General features: G+C 38.2%; 7 protein-coding genes. 1 reads left to right on the top strand and 6 read right to left on the bottom strand.

Features of this window, described 5'->3' with window-relative positions; all coding sequences use genetic code 11:
- Positions 1 to 81: 81 nt before the first annotated feature.
- The 5 genes from ACLNCW_RS08630 to ACLNCW_RS08610 all read right to left on the bottom strand — a co-directional run bounded on the left by ACLNCW_RS08630 (position 82) and on the right by ACLNCW_RS08610 (position 15942).
- Complete coding sequence (locus ACLNCW_RS08630) at positions 82 to 5922, bottom strand: mucin-binding protein (RefSeq protein ID WP_424846031.1); 5841 nt, start codon at positions 5920 to 5922, stop codon at positions 82 to 84.
- Positions 5923 to 6326: 404 nt separating this feature from the next.
- A complete protein-coding gene (locus tag ACLNCW_RS08625; RefSeq protein WP_424846029.1) occupies positions 6327 to 12641 on the bottom strand; it encodes a YSIRK-type signal peptide-containing protein in 6315 nt (2104 codons plus the stop codon).
- Between the two features lie 273 nt (positions 12642 to 12914).
- Positions 12915 to 14258, bottom strand: coding sequence for an asparagine--tRNA ligase (gene asnS / locus ACLNCW_RS08620; protein ID WP_033677725.1), 1344 nt, complete (start codon positions 14256 to 14258; stop codon positions 12915 to 12917).
- Between the two features lie 20 nt (positions 14259 to 14278).
- A complete protein-coding gene (locus tag ACLNCW_RS08615; protein ID WP_424846027.1) occupies positions 14279 to 15457 on the bottom strand; it encodes a pyridoxal phosphate-dependent aminotransferase in 1179 nt (392 codons plus the stop codon).
- Entirely contained in the window at positions 15454 to 15942 is a 489-nt protein-coding gene (locus ACLNCW_RS08610) for a cell wall elongation regulator TseB-like domain-containing protein (protein ID WP_424846025.1), read from the bottom strand. The genes ACLNCW_RS08615 and ACLNCW_RS08610 overlap by 4 nt, the downstream gene beginning before the upstream one ends.
- Before the next feature lie 359 nt (positions 15943 to 16301).
- On the opposite strand from ACLNCW_RS08610, the gene ACLNCW_RS08605 reads away from it, so the two are divergent.
- The gene (locus ACLNCW_RS08605; protein ID WP_424846023.1) at positions 16302 to 16847 is read left to right on the top strand and encodes an NADPH-dependent FMN reductase; all 546 of its coding nucleotides are present in this window, start codon (positions 16302 to 16304) and stop codon (positions 16845 to 16847) included.
- Positions 16848 to 17048: 201 nt separating this feature from the next.
- On the opposite strand, the gene ACLNCW_RS08600 is transcribed toward ACLNCW_RS08605, so the two are convergent.
- A partial coding sequence (locus tag ACLNCW_RS08600; RefSeq protein WP_424846021.1) for an SIALI-17 repeat-containing surface protein occupies positions 17049 to 19193 on the bottom strand: 2145 nt, incomplete at its 5' end.

The following is a 19193-nucleotide window of genomic DNA, read 5'->3' as shown; positions in this document are numbered from 1 at the left end:
AGAAAAAAATTTTTTACGCAAGTAAAAACACCGAAATAAAAAAAGAAGATGACGAATCATCTTCTCAAAAACTATGAGTTTTTAGTCTTCTTTTTTCTTGCGAGCAAGAAGTCCAAATCCACCTAGGGCTCCAAGAAGTCCAAGCGCTGCAAGACTAGCGTTAGCTTCTGTACCTGTGTTAGGCAATTCTTTTTGACCATCAACATATTTAGGTGTTGCTGGTTGAGTAGCTGAATCAGTTGCTACTGATGTTTCAGCTGGTGTTGGAACAGCAGGTTGGGTTGGAGTTGTTGGTTGTTCCGGTTGCACTGGAGCTACTGGTTGTTCAGAAGTCTCTGGTGTTGATGGAACAGGTTGTGGTGTTGCCACTTTCTTGTAATGATGTACAAGATTTCCATTAGGGTCTTTCGTAGTTGTTACGTATTCGTAACCTGAAATTCCTTTTGGAGCTTGTGCTCCTTTTTCACTTGGTGCGATATCTTTACCATTTTCGTCTACATAGTAAGTCACAACTTGTTCAGGTTGCGGTTTTGGTTGTGGAGTATAACCGTTCTGATCCCCATTTGGAGTTACATTTGGAATGTAATTAATTGGTGTATCCTCACCTGGATTTGTTGGGACATCTGGAGTGATGTATCCTTTTGTTGGATCGTTTGGATCTACTGGTTTAAGTGGTTGACCATTTCCATCTACAGGTGTATGACCTGGTACGTATGGAAGAACTGGTTTATCACTTCCTGGTTTGGTTGGATCTTGTGGATCATTTGGATACTTGATTGGATTTGTTGGTTGACCTGGGATATTTGGAATCCATGATCCGATTGGTTTGTACACGTATGTTACTGTCGAACCTTCTGTTCCAATCTTACCTTTAGCATCTCCATCTACACGAACAAGTAGGTATCCTGGAATCACTTTTCCAGTTGTTGTGTACTCATCTCCCACTTTTCCTTCTGTTGTTTCTGCAGGGATTAAGTCTTTTCCATTTTCATCTACGTATTTAACTACTAATTTTGCTTTGTTGGCTACGTAGTTAATTACTGTATCTTGACTTGGATCTGTTGGGATGTTTGGTACTACATATCCTTTTGATGGATCTGTTGGATCTACTGGTTTAAGTGGATTGCCATCTTTATCTTCTGGAGTGAATCCTGGAACGTATGGTAACACTTCTGTTGGTTGTCCTGGTTTTGTTGGATCTGTTGGATCATTTGGATACTTGATTGGGTTTGTTGGTTGACCTAGAATGTTTGGAATCCAAGAACCAAGTGGTTTGTAAACATATGTTACTGTTGTTCCATCTGTTCCAATCTTACCTTTAGCTTCACCTTCTACACGGTCCAATACATAGCCAGTAATAACTTTTCCACTTGTAGAGTACTCATCACCAACTTTACCTTCTTTAGTTTCTGTTGGTAGAAGTTCTTTCCCATTTTCATCTACATATTTAACTACCAAGTTAGCTTTGTTAGCTACATAGTTAATTGGTGTATCCTCACCTGGATTTGTTGGGATACTTGGAACTTCATATCCTTTAGTTGGATCGTTTGGATCTACTGGTTTCAACGGATTACCATCTTTATCTTCTGGTGTGAATCCTGGAACGTATGGTAATGTTTCTGTTGGTTGACCCGGTTTTGTTGGATCTGTTGGATCATTTGGATACTTGATTGGGTTTGTTGGTTGACCTGGGATGTTTGGAATCCATGAACCGATTGGTTTGTAGGTTACTACTTCTTTAGTATTTTCTGAATCTGCAGTTACTTTTGTAGCTGGTACTGTTGCTTTATCAGCTAAGTATCCTTTAACTACTGGTGATTTCACTTCAGGTAAGTCTTCAGCTTCTGACCAGTCTCCGTATGTAACCTCACCTGTAACCAAGTTGACTTTAGCTTCACGTGTGAATTTAGCTTCTTGTGTTACTGTTTTTGGTGTTCCATCTTCATTTAACACTGGAGTTCCATCTTCATATACGTATGTGATTGTACGTGTTACTGTTTTGTTTAGATCTTTTTCTTCTAATCCAGCTGGGTATTTAGGTCCATCTGGATTGTTTGGATCTACTGGAGTTCCTGGTGTTTTCGGTTGATCTGGTGTTACTGTAACTTCTTTAGCTTTAAGTGTTACTTTGAACTCTTGATCTGTATCTTTATCTTTATCGAACTTACCACCTTCTGGGTATGTATTAGATACTAATTCATATCCTTTGTTTTCAAGTTCTTTGATCTTAGCTTTTACTTCAGCATCTTTTGTAAGTGGTGTATCTGAGTTGCCTTCTTCAGTAATAGCGTCAACACCTGGAATTGGATTTCCTTTCTCATCTACGAAAGTTGTTTTCGCTTTTTGCGTATCTTTTACATAGTCGATTGGAGTGTCTTGACTTGGATCTGATGGAAGATTTGGTACTTCATATCCTTCTTCTGGGTTGTTTGGATCTACTGGTTTAAGTGGATTTCCATCTTTATCCTTAGGTGTGAATCCTTCTACGTATGGTAATGTTTCTGTTGGTTTACCTGGTTTTGTTGGATCATCTGGATTATTTGGATACTTGATTGGATTTGTTGGTTGTCCTGGAATGTTTGGAATCCATGAACCGATTGGTTTGTAGGTTACTACTTCTGTAGTATCTTTTGAATCTCCAGTTACAGTTACTACAGGAACACTTGCTTTGTCAGCTAAGTATCCTTTAACTACTGGTGATTTAACTTCAGCTAAGTCTTGTGCTGGTGTCCAGTCTCCGTATGTAACTTCTCCTGTTACCAAGTTCACTTTTGCTTCACGTGTGAATGTAGCTTCTTGTGTTACTGTTTTTGGTGTTCCATCTTCATTTAACACTGGAGTTCCATCTTCGTACACATAAGTGATCGTACGTGTAACAGTTTTGTTTAGATCTTTTTCTTCCAAGCCAGCTGGGTATTTAGGTCCGTCTGGGTTGTTTGGATCTACTGGAGTTCCTGGTGTTTTTGGTTGATCTGGTGTTACTGTAACTTCTTTTTGTTTAAGTATTACTTTGAACTCTTGATCTGTATCTTTATCCGTATCGAACTTACCACCTTCTGGGTATGTATTAGATACTAATTCATAGCCTTTGTTTTCAAGTTCTTTGATTTTAGCTTTAACATCAGCTTCTTTTGTTAATGGAGTTTCTGATCCACCTTGTTCTGTAATTTCAGCTACTCCTGGAATTGCATTTCCTTTTTCGTCTACAAATGTTGTTTTCGCTTTTTGGATTGCTGTATATTTAACAACATATTCGTAATCTTCATCTGTAGCTGTTGTTGCTTGTACTGGAACTTTTTCTACACTTGCGATGTAGCCTTCTTTTTGAGGTACTGCAAGTTCTGGAAGATCAGTGCTTTGTCCATCAGTTCCTTTCCAGTTAATATAAACTGGTCTGTCATTAGAGTTAATTACCGCTTTACCTTCTGCAGTTAACTTGATTGAACCTGTGTAGCTTACAGTTTGTTTTTGTGATGGGAATACTTCTGTACTCGCTAAGCCTGCAACATTATCAGCGTATACAAATTTAATTGTACGGTTTACTTCTTCTACTTTTGTTTTCTTAACATAATCATACTCTGCTGGGGTAACAAATGCAGATCCATTTATACCTTTAGCTTTTAATTCTTCTTCAGAATATAAATCTCTTGCTCTTGTCTTCGTAACACTTAGTGTCCCTTTAGCATTTTCAGCAGGAAGGTCTGCAAGAATGTATTCTTCTCCATTAACTTCTTTAACTAAGTCTACGGGATCATTACTTACATCATATTTGTTTCCAAGTACATTAGTATAATCTTTTGAACCATCTTCACTTAAAGGAATATTCCCTGTATATCTTGTTGGTTCAAAACCTATAACTTCACCTGTCACTAAATCTTTGAATGTTCTAACAACAGCTCCTGTTGGCGGCTCACCTTGAACTTTACCATCACCTACAACACTCCAACCGTTTGGCACTGTAGTTGCAACGTCTTCTTTTTCACCGTTAACAGATTCTCCACCTGATACAGTAAGAGTTGCTGCAGTTTTATCGTTTCCTACATAACCTTCTTTAATTAATCCATTTTCATAAGTAATATTAGCATATTCACTTGTTAAAGTTTTATCTTTTACTACTTTTTCAATACCTAAAGATTGTAAAGGCATAGAAACTACAGAACCTTCTTGAATAGCACCTTCTGTAACTGTAAGTTCTAACTCAGTTGGTGAGATTAATCTAGGTGTTAGTGTGAACCCACTATCACGACCATCGTTTAGAATCCAAACGTTGTTTTCGTTAGCTTTAACATTAGCCCATCGACTAGCTGGACGATATGTAATACTATCTCCTTTATTAGGGTTAATAGTAGACGCTGTATTTAATCCATTTACAAAGTTAGAACTTCCTTCAAGTTCTTTAAATTCAGTAAAATCTGCATTTGGAAGTTTAATAGTAAATTTAGATCCTACTCCATAACGAACATCTGAATCAGTTTTTAATACGATTGAATCACTTCTACTTATTTGCTCATTGTTAAGGTATTTCAATCCATTGTTTTCACTTAGAGATGCACTCGTCCCTTGTTTTTGATAGTTAGCTTTCTGTCCTTTTCTTGTATAAGTATGTTCAAGGACTGTTCGCCCATCAATTTTAATAGTTGCAGTATAAGGTGTATCTTTTGAAATTTCTGGTGCTAAATAACCATCACCTGATAAGTTACTTGCTCCAAACGACACATTAGGATAGTCTTTTACTTTATCGTTCCACTCGATATTATAAGTGTATGTTCCAGTTTCGTTAGCTACCGCTGGCTGCTCAGCAACACGCTGATCATAAGTCATACCACGTTGTGTACGTTGCGCCCAATATGGTACAGATTTGTTATTGTTATTTCCTGTAGTTGTTTTAAAATCGATAGATTTAACTTTACCAACTACTGTTCCATCTGTCGCTCTGATTTCCGAATTTACTGCCAAACCACTACCCAACTCAGCTAAGTTAGTAAGTTCAATCTTTGTAACATCACCTGCTTTAAGTGTAGATGTACTAATAGTAGTATCAAATCCCCATCCTGTAGGTCTAGTGTTATCAGCATTCATCTCAACATAAGCGTTTGTTACAGCATTAACTGTTTCTCCGTCTTTAAGAACATCTTTACCTGTAATTTTTGACGCAGTATCAGCCAATACTGCTTCTACTTTACCTGCATGACCTGCACGCTTCATTTCAGCATAGACTGCTTCGATGGCAGCTGAAAGACGGTTTACTTGGGCTACCATCTGATCTTTAGAAGCATCAGATGAAAGCAAACCTTTAGATGCTACTGCTTCAAGCTTAACAGCAGCAATTGCAGCTGACAATTTTTGTTTAGATTCAACATCCTTCACTTCTTTATCTGAGAAGTTTGATGCTACTGTTGCCATAACATCAGCTTCTGAAGTCAATTGAGTAAGAACTGTCTTAACATCATCTTGTGCTTTTTCTGTTTCAACTTTTTCAGATGTTTCTTTGTTAGTTTTTTCTTTATCTGCTTCTTTTTTGTCTGATTGCTCTTTATCCGATTTTTCTTTTACGTCTGTTTCTAATTTTTTATCAGTTTTATCTGCAGTCGCTTCAGTAACTTCTTTTTCTGCTACAGGTGTTGCTGCAGTTTTAGCATCTTCCTTAGCTTCAGTTTTTTCTTCTGCTTTTACATCATCAATCTTTAATTCTGGAAGTTCTTCAACAACAGGTGTTGACAAAGTCGAACCCGAAAGATTTTTATCTGAATTTGATAGTTCAGAAGTAGCCGGATTTACTGCTACAGTCTCCTCAGCTTGTACTCCATTAGCACCTAAAACAAGTGCTGTTCCCAATAGAACACTTGCGGCACCAAAGCTATACTTACGAATAGAAAAGCGCTGGGCTCTTCTACCATGGTATTTTTCCATTCTTGAATACATGGTTTCTCCTTTTTATCTCAATCTAAAAGTCTAAAATTACATATAAATCTATATGTTTGTTTTATAAAAACAACTATATTATTCTATCATAAATAAAATTAACTCGTCAATAAATATGTCTCGTTTATATTCGATTTATTTATATTATTTCTGTGTCGTAGGTACAAAAAATTAATATCATCAGACTCTTTTCACATATACTTGAATATATATATATTGCATAAAAATACATAACTAAAGACGATTAAGCATCATCTCAAAAATAAATTTATACTATTTCTGAGATGTACTATTTGTAGCGGGTAAATCCCCTATAGATATAGCCGCTTTTCTTCAATCCACTACAGTTGACAAAAAGCCAAAAAAAGAAGATGACGAATCATCTTCTCAAAAACTATAAGTTTTTAGTCCTCTTTTTTCTTGCGTGCCACAAGACCAAATCCACTCAATACTCCAAGAAGTCCAAGTGCTGCTAGGCTAGCATGATCTTCTGTACCAGTGTTAGGCAATTCTTTTTGACCTTCAACATATTTAGGTGTTGCTGGTTTAGCAGTTGTCGCAGATACTGGTTGAGCAGTTGTGTCAGTTGCTACTGTTGTGTCTGCTTGAGCTGGTGCCGCTGGTTGAGTTTGATTAGGTGTTGCTGGTTGTCCTGGTTCCGTAGGAGTTACAGGCTGTTCAGGAGCAGTTGGTCCAGCAGGTTGTGGAGTCTGTGGTGTTTGTGGAGCTGGAGTTGCTGGTGATGGTTCTGTTTGAGGAATTAATGAATTGTTAGGAGTTACTTTTACTGGTACTTCTAGTTCAATTACTTCTCCAGTTGGTAATTTCACCTTCACTTTAACACCTGTTTTGTCTCCTGGTGTTTCTGTTGTTGGGATTTCTCCAACTTCTACGATTTCCCATCCTGATTCTTTAGGAATATCAACGTGTTTCTCAACATCCTCTTTAGTAATCGGTGTTCCTTGAGGTACAACGATTGGTGTTACAGTTGGAGTAGCAATTACTGGTACTTGAACCTTAATTGTCTTACCATTTGGTAATTTAACAGTCACTGTTGCTGATGGTCTTACACCTGCAGGGAATGTTTCAGGAAGTTCTGGTTCCCCTACGATTTCCCATCCAGTTACTCCTGGGATTTCGATGTGTTTTTGTACATCTTCTTTAGTTAATTTAGTTCTTTCTGGAACAATGATTGGTGTAACTTTTGGTTCTACCACATTCACTACTACAGGAACTCGTACAATTTCTTTACCATCTTTATCCTTAACAATGACAACAGCTTCTTTTTTACCTGGTTTAGAAGTATCTACTGGTGTATCGTATTCGAATGTAGCTCCTTCTGGGTAATTTCCTGGAGTAATGTTATCTTTTGGATCTGGAGTATCACCTTTTGGCACAAGTTGTTCTTTACCTTCAACCACTGTTACTGGTACTTTAACTGTTGTTTTGTACTCTTTACCACCTACAGTGTAAATCACTGGTACTTCTACTTCTCCAGCTTTTCCTGGTGTTGAAGTTTTTGGTACTGTAACATTTGTTAAATCAACTTTAACAGTTGCTCCTTCAGGAAGTTTTTTCTTGAATTCTTCGTTGTTAATTGCATTTTCTGCATCTTTTCCAACTTTATCTTTTAATTCTTTTTCTGAAAGGTCTTTTGGTACAATTACTGAACCTGCTGTTGGTTTTGGTAATACTGTTACTGGAACTTTAACGTTTTCTTTAAATTTACCATTTTCGTAAGTTACTGGTACTTCAACTTCAACGTCTTTGTCCCCTGCTTTTCCTACTGTAGATGGAACTTTTGTAGGATCTCCTACTGTTCCACCTTTACCAGGTTCAATACCTTTCTTAATTTCTTCAGAATTTGGTGTGTCACCTTCAAATACTACTACTGCTGGTGGAGTTGAAGATACAACATTTACTGGTACTTCAATCACTTTAGTGATTTTATTTCCATCTTTATCTTTGTATTCAACTGTTACAGTTGCTGGTGTTTGTTCACCTGTTTTATCTGTTCCAGGAGTTGTTTCAACACTTGTTACTGTAACTGTTACACCGTCTGGAAGACCATTAAGTTTTTTAGCTGCTTCTTCAGCTTTTTCTTTAACAACTTTTGCTAATTCAGTCTTATCAGCATCTTTTGGTACTGTTACACCTTCTGGTTTAACTTTTGGTAATACTGTTACTGGTACTGTAATTGGTTCTTCAACATTGTTAGGATATGTTACTTTTGTAGTAACTTTAACATCTGGTGAACCTACTTTTCCTTCAGTTGTTGGGATATCTTTGTTGATTTCTTCATCAGTTACAGGTGTTTTAGTTCCATCTGTATCAGGAGTGATTGCTTTGTTTACATCTTCAGCTTTTGGTTTATCACCTTCTACAACGTATACAGGTTTTACATCTGAACCTTTAACATTTACTGTTACTGGGATTGTAGTTGTGTAATCTTTTCCATCAACTGTGTAGGTTACTGGCACATTAACAGTTCCTGTGTTTGTACCTTTTTCAGCTGTTATTTTAGCTAATACATCTTCAGTCACATCGCCAACAGTTACTGTTGCACCTTTTGGTAATTTAGATGTGAAGTCTGTTGCTTCAACAGCTTCTTTAGCTTTATCTTTTGCTAATTCTTTCAGTTTATCTGGAGTAGTATTCTTAACTACTGTTACATCAGCTGTTGCTTTTGGTAATACTGTTACTGGAACTTTAACTGTTTCAGTTACTTTGCCATTGTCGTAAGTTACTGGTACATCAACTGTTACATCTGTAGCTCCAGCTTTATCTTTTGTAGATGGAACTGTTGTTGGTTCTCCAACTGTTCCCCCTTCACCTGGTGTTACTGAATCTTTATCTAATTTTGGTGTTTCACCTTCGAATACGACTACTGGTTTTGGTGTTGAGCTTACTACTTTAACTGGTACGTTAATTGTATCTTCACCAACTACATTACCTTTATCATCTTTGTATAATACTTTTACAGGAACTGTATCTTTGTCCCCATTTGAATCTGTTTTTGGTAATGTGTAAGAAGTTTCTCTTTCATCTAGTGATGCAGTAATTCCAGCTGGTAAGTTTGTTAATTTACTTACTGCTTCATTCGCTTTTTCTTTTACAGCATTAGTTAGAGCTGTGTCATCAGTATCTTTCAATACTGTTACACCTGTTGGTGTTGCTTTTGGTAATACTTTAACTGGAACGTCTACATTTTCATCACCAGTTGGGTATTTAACAGTTGCTTTAACTGACAAATCAGTTGCTCCTACTTTAACTTTATCCGTAGGAACGTCTTTATTGATGTCAGCTTCAGTTACAGGAGTTAAATCTCCACCTTTATCAGGTGTAACTGCTTCATTAACATCAGCTGGTTTTGGTTGATTTCCTTCTACAACATATACAGGTTTCACTTCTGAACCTTTAACATTTACTGTTACTGGAATTTCTGAAGTATACGTTGTTCCGTCTGGTGATGTAAATGTTACTGGAACTTTTACAACTACTGGTTCACCTTTTTTATTAGCAATATCAGCAGGAATTTCAGGAACTTCTCCTACAGTAACTGTATATCCTTCTGGCACTTTTGCAGGGAAGTCAGGAGTTTTAATTAACTCTTCTGCTTTAGCTTTTAAAGTATCCTTAACTTTATCTGGAGTAGCTCCTTTAGGTACGTCAACTTCACCTTCTGTTCTAGGAAGAACAGTAACTGGTACTGTTACATTTTCTGTAACTTCAGTTCCATCTACATTGTGAGTAACTGTTGTTGGAATTTTTAATCCTGACTCTCCAGCTTTTCCATCCGTTTTAAAGATATCAGTTGCTTTTGGTTCATTAGCTGTACCTTTTTTACCATCAATTTCACTTGGCTCAACTTTTTCTTTAACGCTAGCAGGTGTAATTTTATCACCTTCAAATACTACAATAGGTTTTGTCTTAGATTCTACAACGTTTACTTCGATATCAACTGTTGTTTCATAAGTTTTACCATCTACTGTATAAGTTACAGGTACTTTAACAACACCACGTCCATCTTCAGCAACTTTCGTAATTGCGATATCATATTTATTAACAAAAGTTGAACCATTAGAATCACCTAATGCAGCTGTACCAGTAACGTCTGTTAATAATTTTGTAAATTCTGGAGATTTAATCGCTTCTTGAGCTTTCGCATAAGCAATTGCTTTTAATTGATCATCGTTAGTGTTAATTGGTACTGTAATTACTGAGTTAGTTTGTAAACTATTGATAAAGATTACTTTACCATATTTGTAATCAGGATTATCTGAATCTGCTAAACCATTACGGTTAAATTCATTTTCATAAGCTGGTTTTAATCCATTTGCAGTATAAGAGTAAAGTCTGTTACCTTCAGCATCTGTGTCTCCGAAACCACTCTTAACTGTTACTTTAAAGTCAGCTGGTCCTACGAAGTTATCTGCAGCTGTAAATGGAATACTTGTTGTACGAGAGTTTGTCTCTGCAGCAGCCATACGGTTTCCTGCTGGTACGTTGTACGTTAATTTTCCACCTTTTGAGTTATCACTTGGATCATTTGGAACCCATTTAATAGTATTTGCCCAAACATTTCCTAACCAGTTTGATCCACCGTTTGCATTGTAGATTTTATCTTCTAATACGACACCTTTAGGAACTTCTACTGTTACTTCAACATTTGATGCAGCATAGTAGTCAATATTCATTCCACCAGTGTTTTTAATTGTAATGTCAAAGTTACCTTTTTGGCCTTTATCATAGATTGTATCTTTTGTATATCCGTATTCACCTGTTTTACCATCTGAACGAACGTTTGTTACTACTTCAGCAGCTGGTGCAGTTGCAATACCAATACCACCGATTAAGTAACCATCTTTAATATTGATGTTATTGTCATTAATTAAACTATTTGTTCCTTGACTTCCTGCTTCAATTAACACTTTAATTTTTGTAGTTTCCGCTGGAATATCATAAATACGGTCTAAGTGGTTCCATCCATTAGCAGCCAAAGCAGCTTGTTCTGTTGTTAATGGTCCATTTTTACCATCAACTGGTTTGATTTCTTTACCAGTGAACGCATCTACGATTGTTAATTTAACTCTTTCACCTGCAGAAGTAGCTGTAGTACCACCATACGCAGCACTGTGAATTAAGTTAACATTTAGTCGTGAATTTCCATTAACATCGAATTCTTTTGAAAGTGTTGTCCCTTTACTTCCTAATTCTAGGTAGTAATCACGGTCCTTCACTTCACCAAAGGCATTTTTTCTCATTACATCAATTGTTGGAGTTACTGAAGGAACAGCACCACTACCATTAACATAACTATTTTCACCTGATGTTTGATATTTTTTCAATTCGCCATCGTTTGAATAGATTTTTGATTTTGGAACTTCACGAGTACTTGGGTTTCCATCTTTATCTGTAACATTTGTTACATCAAGAGGTTTAACAGCATTTACTTTTTCACCAACTTCAATTTTCCAACCGTTTAAAACGCCTGCTTCAGCGTCGGATTTCGTAATAGTTTTTTCTTGCCAGTTATAGGTTGCACTACCGATTGGATCTTTTGCATTTGGAACATTGTTTACTTTATTAGTAATGTCACGTCCACTTTCATATTGAGTAGCAATTGTTTCTGATTTTTTATCAGCATCAGTGAATGTTACTTTGTCTCCGAAACCTTTTCTTAAGCTTTCAAAGACACCGTTAGCAGGGTTGTTACCGTAACCAGCATGGTTTTCACTTGCTGGAGCGCCTAATTCAGTTTTTCCTGATAAGTAAAAAGCTAATAAGTCACGTTCAGATTTAACTGCTTCTGCTTGTTGGCTCATTGCTTGAGCTGATGTTACATCTGCTGCGTTTGCTTTAGTTACTACGCCGTTAGCTTTTTCAATAATTTTTGTGTAAGTATCAATTATTGCTTGGTCTTTTTTATTCGCATCTTTTGCTTTTTCTGCATCAAGTTTAGCTTGAACTTTAGCAATATTTGCTTGTAATTCAGTTAAAGCAGCATCTCTTACACCTTTGTATTTAGTTGCTTCTTCTGCTGAATTAGCTGCAGTTGTATCTACTGCTCTAAATCCACTTTCACCTTGTCCAGGAATGGCTTGTCCATTACGTGGATCTTGGTTTTTGTTTTCTTTTTCTTCTTTCTTTTCCGCAGTTGCTTTTGGCATACTTTCAACAACGAAAGCCTTTCCGTTTACTGCTGATGTAGCTTTTGCTACTTCTTCTTTTGTTGCAGCTTCATTTGCAGCTACAGCTTTTGCATTTGCTAATTCTGCTTTTGCAGACTCAATTGCTGATGCTGTTTTTTCAGTTGATGCTGCTTTTTCTAAAGCTGCTTCTAAACGAGCAATAGCTGCTTCCAACTTGCTTGTGTCAACTTTTGGTGTTTCAGTTGGTGCTTCTGCAGCTTTTGGTGTTTCTGCTGGTGCTGCCTCAGGAGCTGGGGCTGCTGGTTGCTCAGCTGTTGGTGTAGCCACAGTTGGCGTAGCAGTGTATGTTGAAGCTTGAGACTTGTTTGAATCTGCTTGATTTCCAGCATCAGGATTTACTTGTTCGTTTGTTACTGTAGTTGTTGAAGGTGCTTCTGCGTGAACAGTTGCTGCACCACCAAACATCATGTAAGCTGCTACAGCTACTGATGCTGCTCCAAAACTATACTTACGGATTGAAAAGCGTTGGACCTTTTGTCCGTGGTATTTGTCCATTCTTGAATACATATTATCTCCTTTTTAAATAAATTTTAATTGCGGAACTACACCCAAGTATTTAAACAACGCCTCCATTTCCAGCTTAATTTATACATTAAAGCAGCTACACTTAGGTACTTAATCCCTAATTTACATTATAACATTATTTCAACTAAACTGTCTACGTTTATGTACAAAATATGAGGATTTTCTATATATATATATATATATCAATCGCTGTTTTGTGTAATTTCATCATAAAAAATAAAAGGCCAATTTGACCTTTTACTTTTATATATTTATTTACGGTTTAATACGGTGCAACATACGTGGGAATGGGATAGCTTCACGGATGTGTTTTGTTCCTGCTGCAAAGGTTACCATACGTTCGATACCGATACCAAATCCTCCATGTGGAACTGTACCGTATTTACGAAGATCAAGGTAGAATTCATATTCTGTACGATCCATGCCAAGTTCATCCATCTTAGCGACAAGGGCATCGTAGTCCTCCTCACGCATAGATCCACCGATGATTTCTCCATAGCCTTCTGGAGCAAGCAAGTCTGCACAAAGCACGCGCTCTGGATTGCCAGGAACTGGTTTCATGTAAAATGCCTTGATGGCTGCTGGATAGTTCATGACAAATGTTGGCACACCAAAGTGGTTTGAAATCCAAGTTTCGTGTGGTGAACCAAAGTCATCACCATGCTCAAGATGTTCGTAGTCAGCGTCTTCATCATTCTCATGCTCTTGCAAGAGGTCAATGGCTTGATCATAAGTGATGCGTTTGAATGGCTCTGAAATGTAGCGTTTCAAGAGCTCTGTATCACGTTCCAAGGTTTCCAAAGCTTGAGGCGCACGGTCAAGAACACCTTGAAGAAGAGCTTTTACATAAGCTTCTTGCAAGTCAAGCGACTCATCGTGTGTCAAGTATGAGTACTCTGCATCCATCATCCAGAACTCAGTCAAGTGACGGCGCGTTTTTGATTTTTCAGCACGGAATACGGGACCAAAGTCAAAGACACGACCAAGTGCCATAGCACCTGCTTCTAGGTAAAGCTGACCTGATTGGCTCAAGTAGGCTGGCGTACCGAAGTAGTCTGTTTCAAAGAGTTCTGTTGAATCTTCTGCCGCATTTCCTGAAAGAATTGGGCTATCAAACTTCATGAAGCCGTTCTTGTCAAAGAATTCATAAGTTGCGTAGATGATCGCGTTACGGATTTGCATCACTGCTACTTGCTTGCGAGAACGAAGCCACAAGTGACGGTTGTCCATCAAGAAGTCTGTTCCGTGTTCTTTTGGTGTAATTGGGTAATCTTGAGATTCACCGATCACTTCGATGTCTGTAATATCCAACTCATAACCAAACTTAGAACGTTCGTCTTCTTTGACAATTCCTGTCACATAAACAGACGTTTCTTGGCTCAAGCGTTTGATAACATCAAACTTCTCAAGTCCTACTTCTTCACCAAATTTTTCTACAAAGTTTGGTTTAAAGGCCACACCTTGGAAGAAAGCTGTTCCATCACGCAATTGCAAGAAGGCAATTTTCCCTTTTCCTGATTTGTTGGCAACCCAAGCACCAATCGTCACTTCTTGACCAACATAGTCTTTTACATCGATAATCGTTACACGTTTTGTCATTATTTTTCCTTTTCTTTTTTTTATTTTTCCATAAATGCTTTCAAGCGTTTAACTGCTTCTTTAAGCGTTTCTAGGTCTGTCGCATAGCTGAGGCGGACATTTTCTGGCGCTCCAAAGCCTGCTCCTGTTATGAGTGCCAAACCAACTTCCTCAAGAATAGCTGTTGTAAAGTCAGTCACATCCGTATAACCTTTCATCTCCATAGCTTTTTTAACATTTGGAAAGAGATAGAAGGCTCCTTGTGGCTTAACGACTTCAAAACCAGGGACCTCACATAATAGCGGATAAATGGTATTGAGACGCTCCTCAAAAGCTTTACGCATGATATCAACAGAATCCTGTGGTCCTGTTAAGGCTTCGATAGCCGCATATTGAGAAACAGATGTCAAATTCGAAGTTGTTTGTCCCGTCAATTTACTCATAGCTGCAATGATTTCAGGATCACCTACCGCATAACCAACTCGCCAACCCGTCATAGCATATGCCTTAGATACACCGTTGATCACAATGGTTTGCTTACGAATTGCTTCTGATAGACTTGAGATTGGAACAAATTGATTTCCATTATAAACAAGACGACCGTATATATCATCTGCTAAAATCAGAATGTCATGCTCAACTGCCCAATTTCCGATAGCTAGTAATTCTTCACGAGTATAGATCATACCAGTCGGATTAGATGGTGAATTGAGAACCAAAACCTTTGTCTTATCTGTCCTAACCAGTTCTAGTTGATCCACCGTGACTTTAAAATCATTGTCTTCTTTAGCTTGAACAAAGACTGGAATCCCTTCTGCCATCTTGACCTGATCTCCATAACTAACCCAGTATGGAGTTGGAATAATAACCTCATCTAAAGGATTGATTACAGCCATAAAGAAAGTATAGAGGGAGAACTTGGCACCTGTAGCAAAGGTAACCTCGTTACTTGCGACAGAATAGCCATAGTAGCGCTCGAAGTAGGTACTCACCGCAGCTTTTAATTCTGGTAGACCTGAAGCTACTGTATAGAAGGAAGCCTGTCCTTCTCGAATAGCTTTAACTGCTGCATCCTGAATATTTTCAGGAGTGTGAAAATCTGGTTGTCCCAAGGTCAAGAAAAGGACATCCTTACCTTGAGCTTTTAATTTTTTTGCTCTCGCATCACTAGCTAAAGTGACACTTTCTTCCATTTCTAAAACACGGTTGGATAGTTTCATAGGCCCTCCTTATTGACCAATGCTCCTGTTTCAAAATCTACTAGATAAAAATCAGAGCCTGACTTGACTTCCCAGATTGGCTTTTCTTGATAACGGCCAAAGGTGATCTTGTCAATCTCGCCAGCTCCTTTTTCCTTAGAAACGGCTTCTGCTTTTTCTTGTGAAACACCTTGATTTAGCTGATAAACGTAAATCTTATGGTCATCTTTTCCAATCAGGACAGCAAGTGCTTCTTGTTTTTTATTACGACCAAGAACGCTATAATAGGATTCCAAGCCATTGTATAAGTCAACCTGATCAGCCTGCTCTAATCCTGCATACTGCTGAGCTAATTTTTCTCCTTCACTTTTAGCTGTTTGATAAGGTTTCATACTCAGAAACACTAGATACAGAAAGGAAGCACTGATAACCACAAACAAAATCGTCATCCCTAGACCATACTGCCACAGTAGATTATTTTTTGCTTTATTTTGTCTTTTTTTCACTCGTCTATTTTACCATCTATTAAACTTTATTACAAGTGAATATAAGAATACTCTTCGAAAATCAAATTCAAACCACGTCAGCTTCGCCTTGCCGTACTCCAGTACAACCTGCGGCTAGCTTCCTAGTTTGCTCTTTGATTTTCATTGAGTATAAGCAACCAATTCTATTTCTTCCTTCAAAGCAAACCAGAATCCAAAAAACAGTTCTTACTTTTCCAGTAGCAAGTGACTAAGTTTCAGCAATTTTATAATTTTCAAATAAACTCTGAGCAAATTTCTTGCAAGTCCTTTTGTTTTGTTGTAATATATTCCGTAACAACGAGAGACTTCTCGGAAATTTAAGAAAAAGGAGACACATCATGTCTAAAAAAGTATTATTTATCGTCGGATCACTACGTCAAGGTTCTTTCAACCACCAAATGGCTCTCGAAGCTGAGAAAGCACTTGCTGGTAAAGCGGAAGTTAGCTATCTTGATTATTCAGCCCTTCCTCTTTTCAGCCAAGATTTGGAAGTTCCAACTCATCCAGCTGTAGCTACTGCTCGTGAAGCGGTTCTCGCTGCGGATGCCATCTGGATCTTCTCCCCAGTCTACAACTTCTCTATCCCTGGAACAGTGAAAAACTTGCTGGACTGGCTATCTCGTGCCCTTGACTTATCTGATACACGTGGCGCTTCTGCCCTTCAAGACAAGTTTGTCACCGTATCATCTGTAGCCAATGCAGGTCACGATCAACTCTTCGCTATTTACAAAGACCTCTTGCCATTTATCCGTACACAAATCGTTGGTGATTTCACTGCTGCACGTGTTAATGACTCTGCTTGGGCAGACGGAAAATTGGTTCTTGAAGAAACAATCCTAAACTCACTTGAAAAACAAGCGGAAGACTTGGTCAATGCGATCTAGTCATCACTAATCGTTATTTTTAAACAGACTTTTAATCCTATATATCAAAAAACTAGTCAATTTATCAACAATTGAATGACTACTTCTTGAAATACGAAAAAAGAACTAGAGTTCTCACAAATGAGTGATGTTTCTAGTTCTTTTTGATTTACAAAGACTTCATGTAAGGAAAACTACCAAGGATCAGATGAGATCATCTATTTATGCTTCCTCTTCATCGTCTTTTTTCTTTTTGGCAAATAGCAAACCAAATGCGCCAAGAAGAGAGAGAACTCCTAATGCACCTGTAGTACGGTCTTCTTGTATACCAGTATTTGGCAATACTGCTTGAGTTTGAGAAACGGATGGATTCGTTTCTGACACTTCATTCTGCAATTGAGCAGGCACTTCAACTGTTTGACTTGGTTGTCCAGCCGGTTGAGTAGCTGGCACCTCAGCAGGGGTAGCAATATCCGGTCTAGGATTTGTATCATCAGATGGTGTAGCTGGTCTTTGTTGACCGTCACCTGTTGGTCTAACTGGACTCACTTTCCTGAAGATGTGAGTTGCAACATCACCTTTAGTTTCTGTTCTTACAAATACATACCCTTCAATTTCACCATGTTCAAATGCTTCATTGGCTTCACCTAATACTTTTGGTGCTTTGGCATCCGCTGGTTTCAATTCTTTACCATTTTCATCAACCCACTTGGTGATCATCAGTTGAATTTTAGATACTTCTACTGGATCAGGGAGCTCACCATTTACACCTCCATTGAATTCTGGGACTTCATGTGTTGGTGAATTTGGTGTATTCGCTCCGCCATTAAATTCTGGCAAGATTTCTTGAGTTTCCGGTTCTCCATTGACACCACCTGCAAACTCTGGAACTTCATGAATTGGTGAATCTGGTGCGTTCACTCCGCCATTAAATTCAGGGTTTTCTGAAGTTTCTGGCTCACCTTTTGCATATGCAAATACCAATTTTTCTCGAGAAATTTCATGACTTACTTTTGTTTCCGAATCTGTAATTGTTACATTTCCTTTTGAATCAACTGTTACATCTTTTCCTGGATTTGCTTTTGTCACTTTTTCTTTCACTTTATCTTGTTCTTCTAGACTTAAGTTCTCAGGATTTTTCACAGGTACTTTTTCCATCGGAACTACTGGACTGAAATCTTCTGGATTCACAGTAATTACAACATTAACATCTTCTGTACTTCCATCTGGATACGTTACAGTTACAACACCTTTTTTCTCCCCATGTTTTGAAGTATCTGGAATTTTTCCATCTTTCCATGCGATTGTTGTGCCACTTGGTAAGCCTGTCTTATCAACACTGTCTTCTGCGTTTGGCACAGTTCCGTTATCCACCGTTTGTGCTTTTGGCTGTGGATTGTAATCGTCTTTTTGTGGCGTTACTTCAACCGTTACAGGTACTTCTTCCGCACTATTGTCTGGGTAAGTGATTAATACTTTTCCTGGTTTGTTTCCTGGTGTTGTATTTGTATCTGGTTTTTCTACCCATGTGTAGGTTGTGCCTTTTGGTAAGCCATCTGTATTGATACTTCCTTCTGCACTTGGCTCACTGCCATATTTAGCCGTTTGATTTGGCTGTTTTGCCGTTGGGTTGAAGGTGTCCTTTTGTTCCTTAACCGTAATTGGCACTGTGACTTCGTCTACTGTTCCGTCAGGATATGTCACTAAGGCTACGGTTGGATGACTGCCTGGGGTATTCACAACTGGAGTTTCTTTCCATGTGACGGTTGTTCCATCTGGTAAGCCTGTTTTGGTTACACTTGTTTCTGGATTTGGTACGTGTCCATTGTCCACTTCTTGAGGGATTCCAGTTGGTGTGTATTCATCTTTTTGTGGCGTTACGTTTACCGTTACCGTCACTTCTTCCGTACTATGGTCTGGATAGGTGATTAATACTTTTCCTGTCTTACTTCCTGGTTTACTTGTATCTGGTTGTTCTGACCAGCTATAGTTTGTTCCTGCTGGTAAGTCATTGGTATTAATACTTTTCTCTGGATCTGGTACTTCGTTGTGACGAACCGTTTGGTTCGGTTCTTTTGCCGTTGGGTTGAAGGTGTCACTTTGTTTCTTAACTGTGACAGGGACTTCTACTTCATCTTCCGTTCCATCTGGATAATGAACTAAGGCTACTCCTGGATGACTGCCCGGTGTGCTGACATCTGGCCTTGTCTTCCATGTAACAGTTGTGCCTTCTGGTAAGCCGGTTTTGGTTACACTTGTTTCTGGATCTGGTACGTGTCCATTGTCCACTTCTTGAGGGATTCCAGTTGGTGTATACTCATCATTTTGCGGAGTTACATTTACCGTTACCGTCACTTCTTCCGTACT

The organism is Streptococcus sp. CL6.22, from assembly GCF_049738055.1.
Taxonomy (GTDB): domain Bacteria; phylum Bacillota; class Bacilli; order Lactobacillales; family Streptococcaceae; genus Streptococcus; species Streptococcus mitis_DJ.
This window is presented reverse-complemented; position numbering and strand designations above follow the sequence as displayed.

Coding starts and splice junctions, on each gene's coding strand:
- ACLNCW_RS08630 (WP_424846031.1), bottom strand. CDS start 5,922: ATGTATTCAAGAATGGAAAAATACCATGGTAGAAGAGCCCAGCGCTTT.
- ACLNCW_RS08625 (WP_424846029.1), bottom strand. CDS start 12,641: ATGTATTCAAGAATGGACAAATACCACGGACAAAAGGTCCAACGCTTT.
- asnS (WP_033677725.1), bottom strand. CDS start 14,258: ATGACAAAACGTGTAACGATTATCGATGTAAAAGACTATGTTGGTCAA.
- ACLNCW_RS08615 (WP_424846027.1), bottom strand. CDS start 15,457: ATGAAACTATCCAACCGTGTTTTAGAAATGGAAGAAAGTGTCACTTTA.
- ACLNCW_RS08605 (WP_424846023.1), top strand. CDS start 16,302: ATGTCTAAAAAAGTATTATTTATCGTCGGATCACTACGTCAAGGTTCT.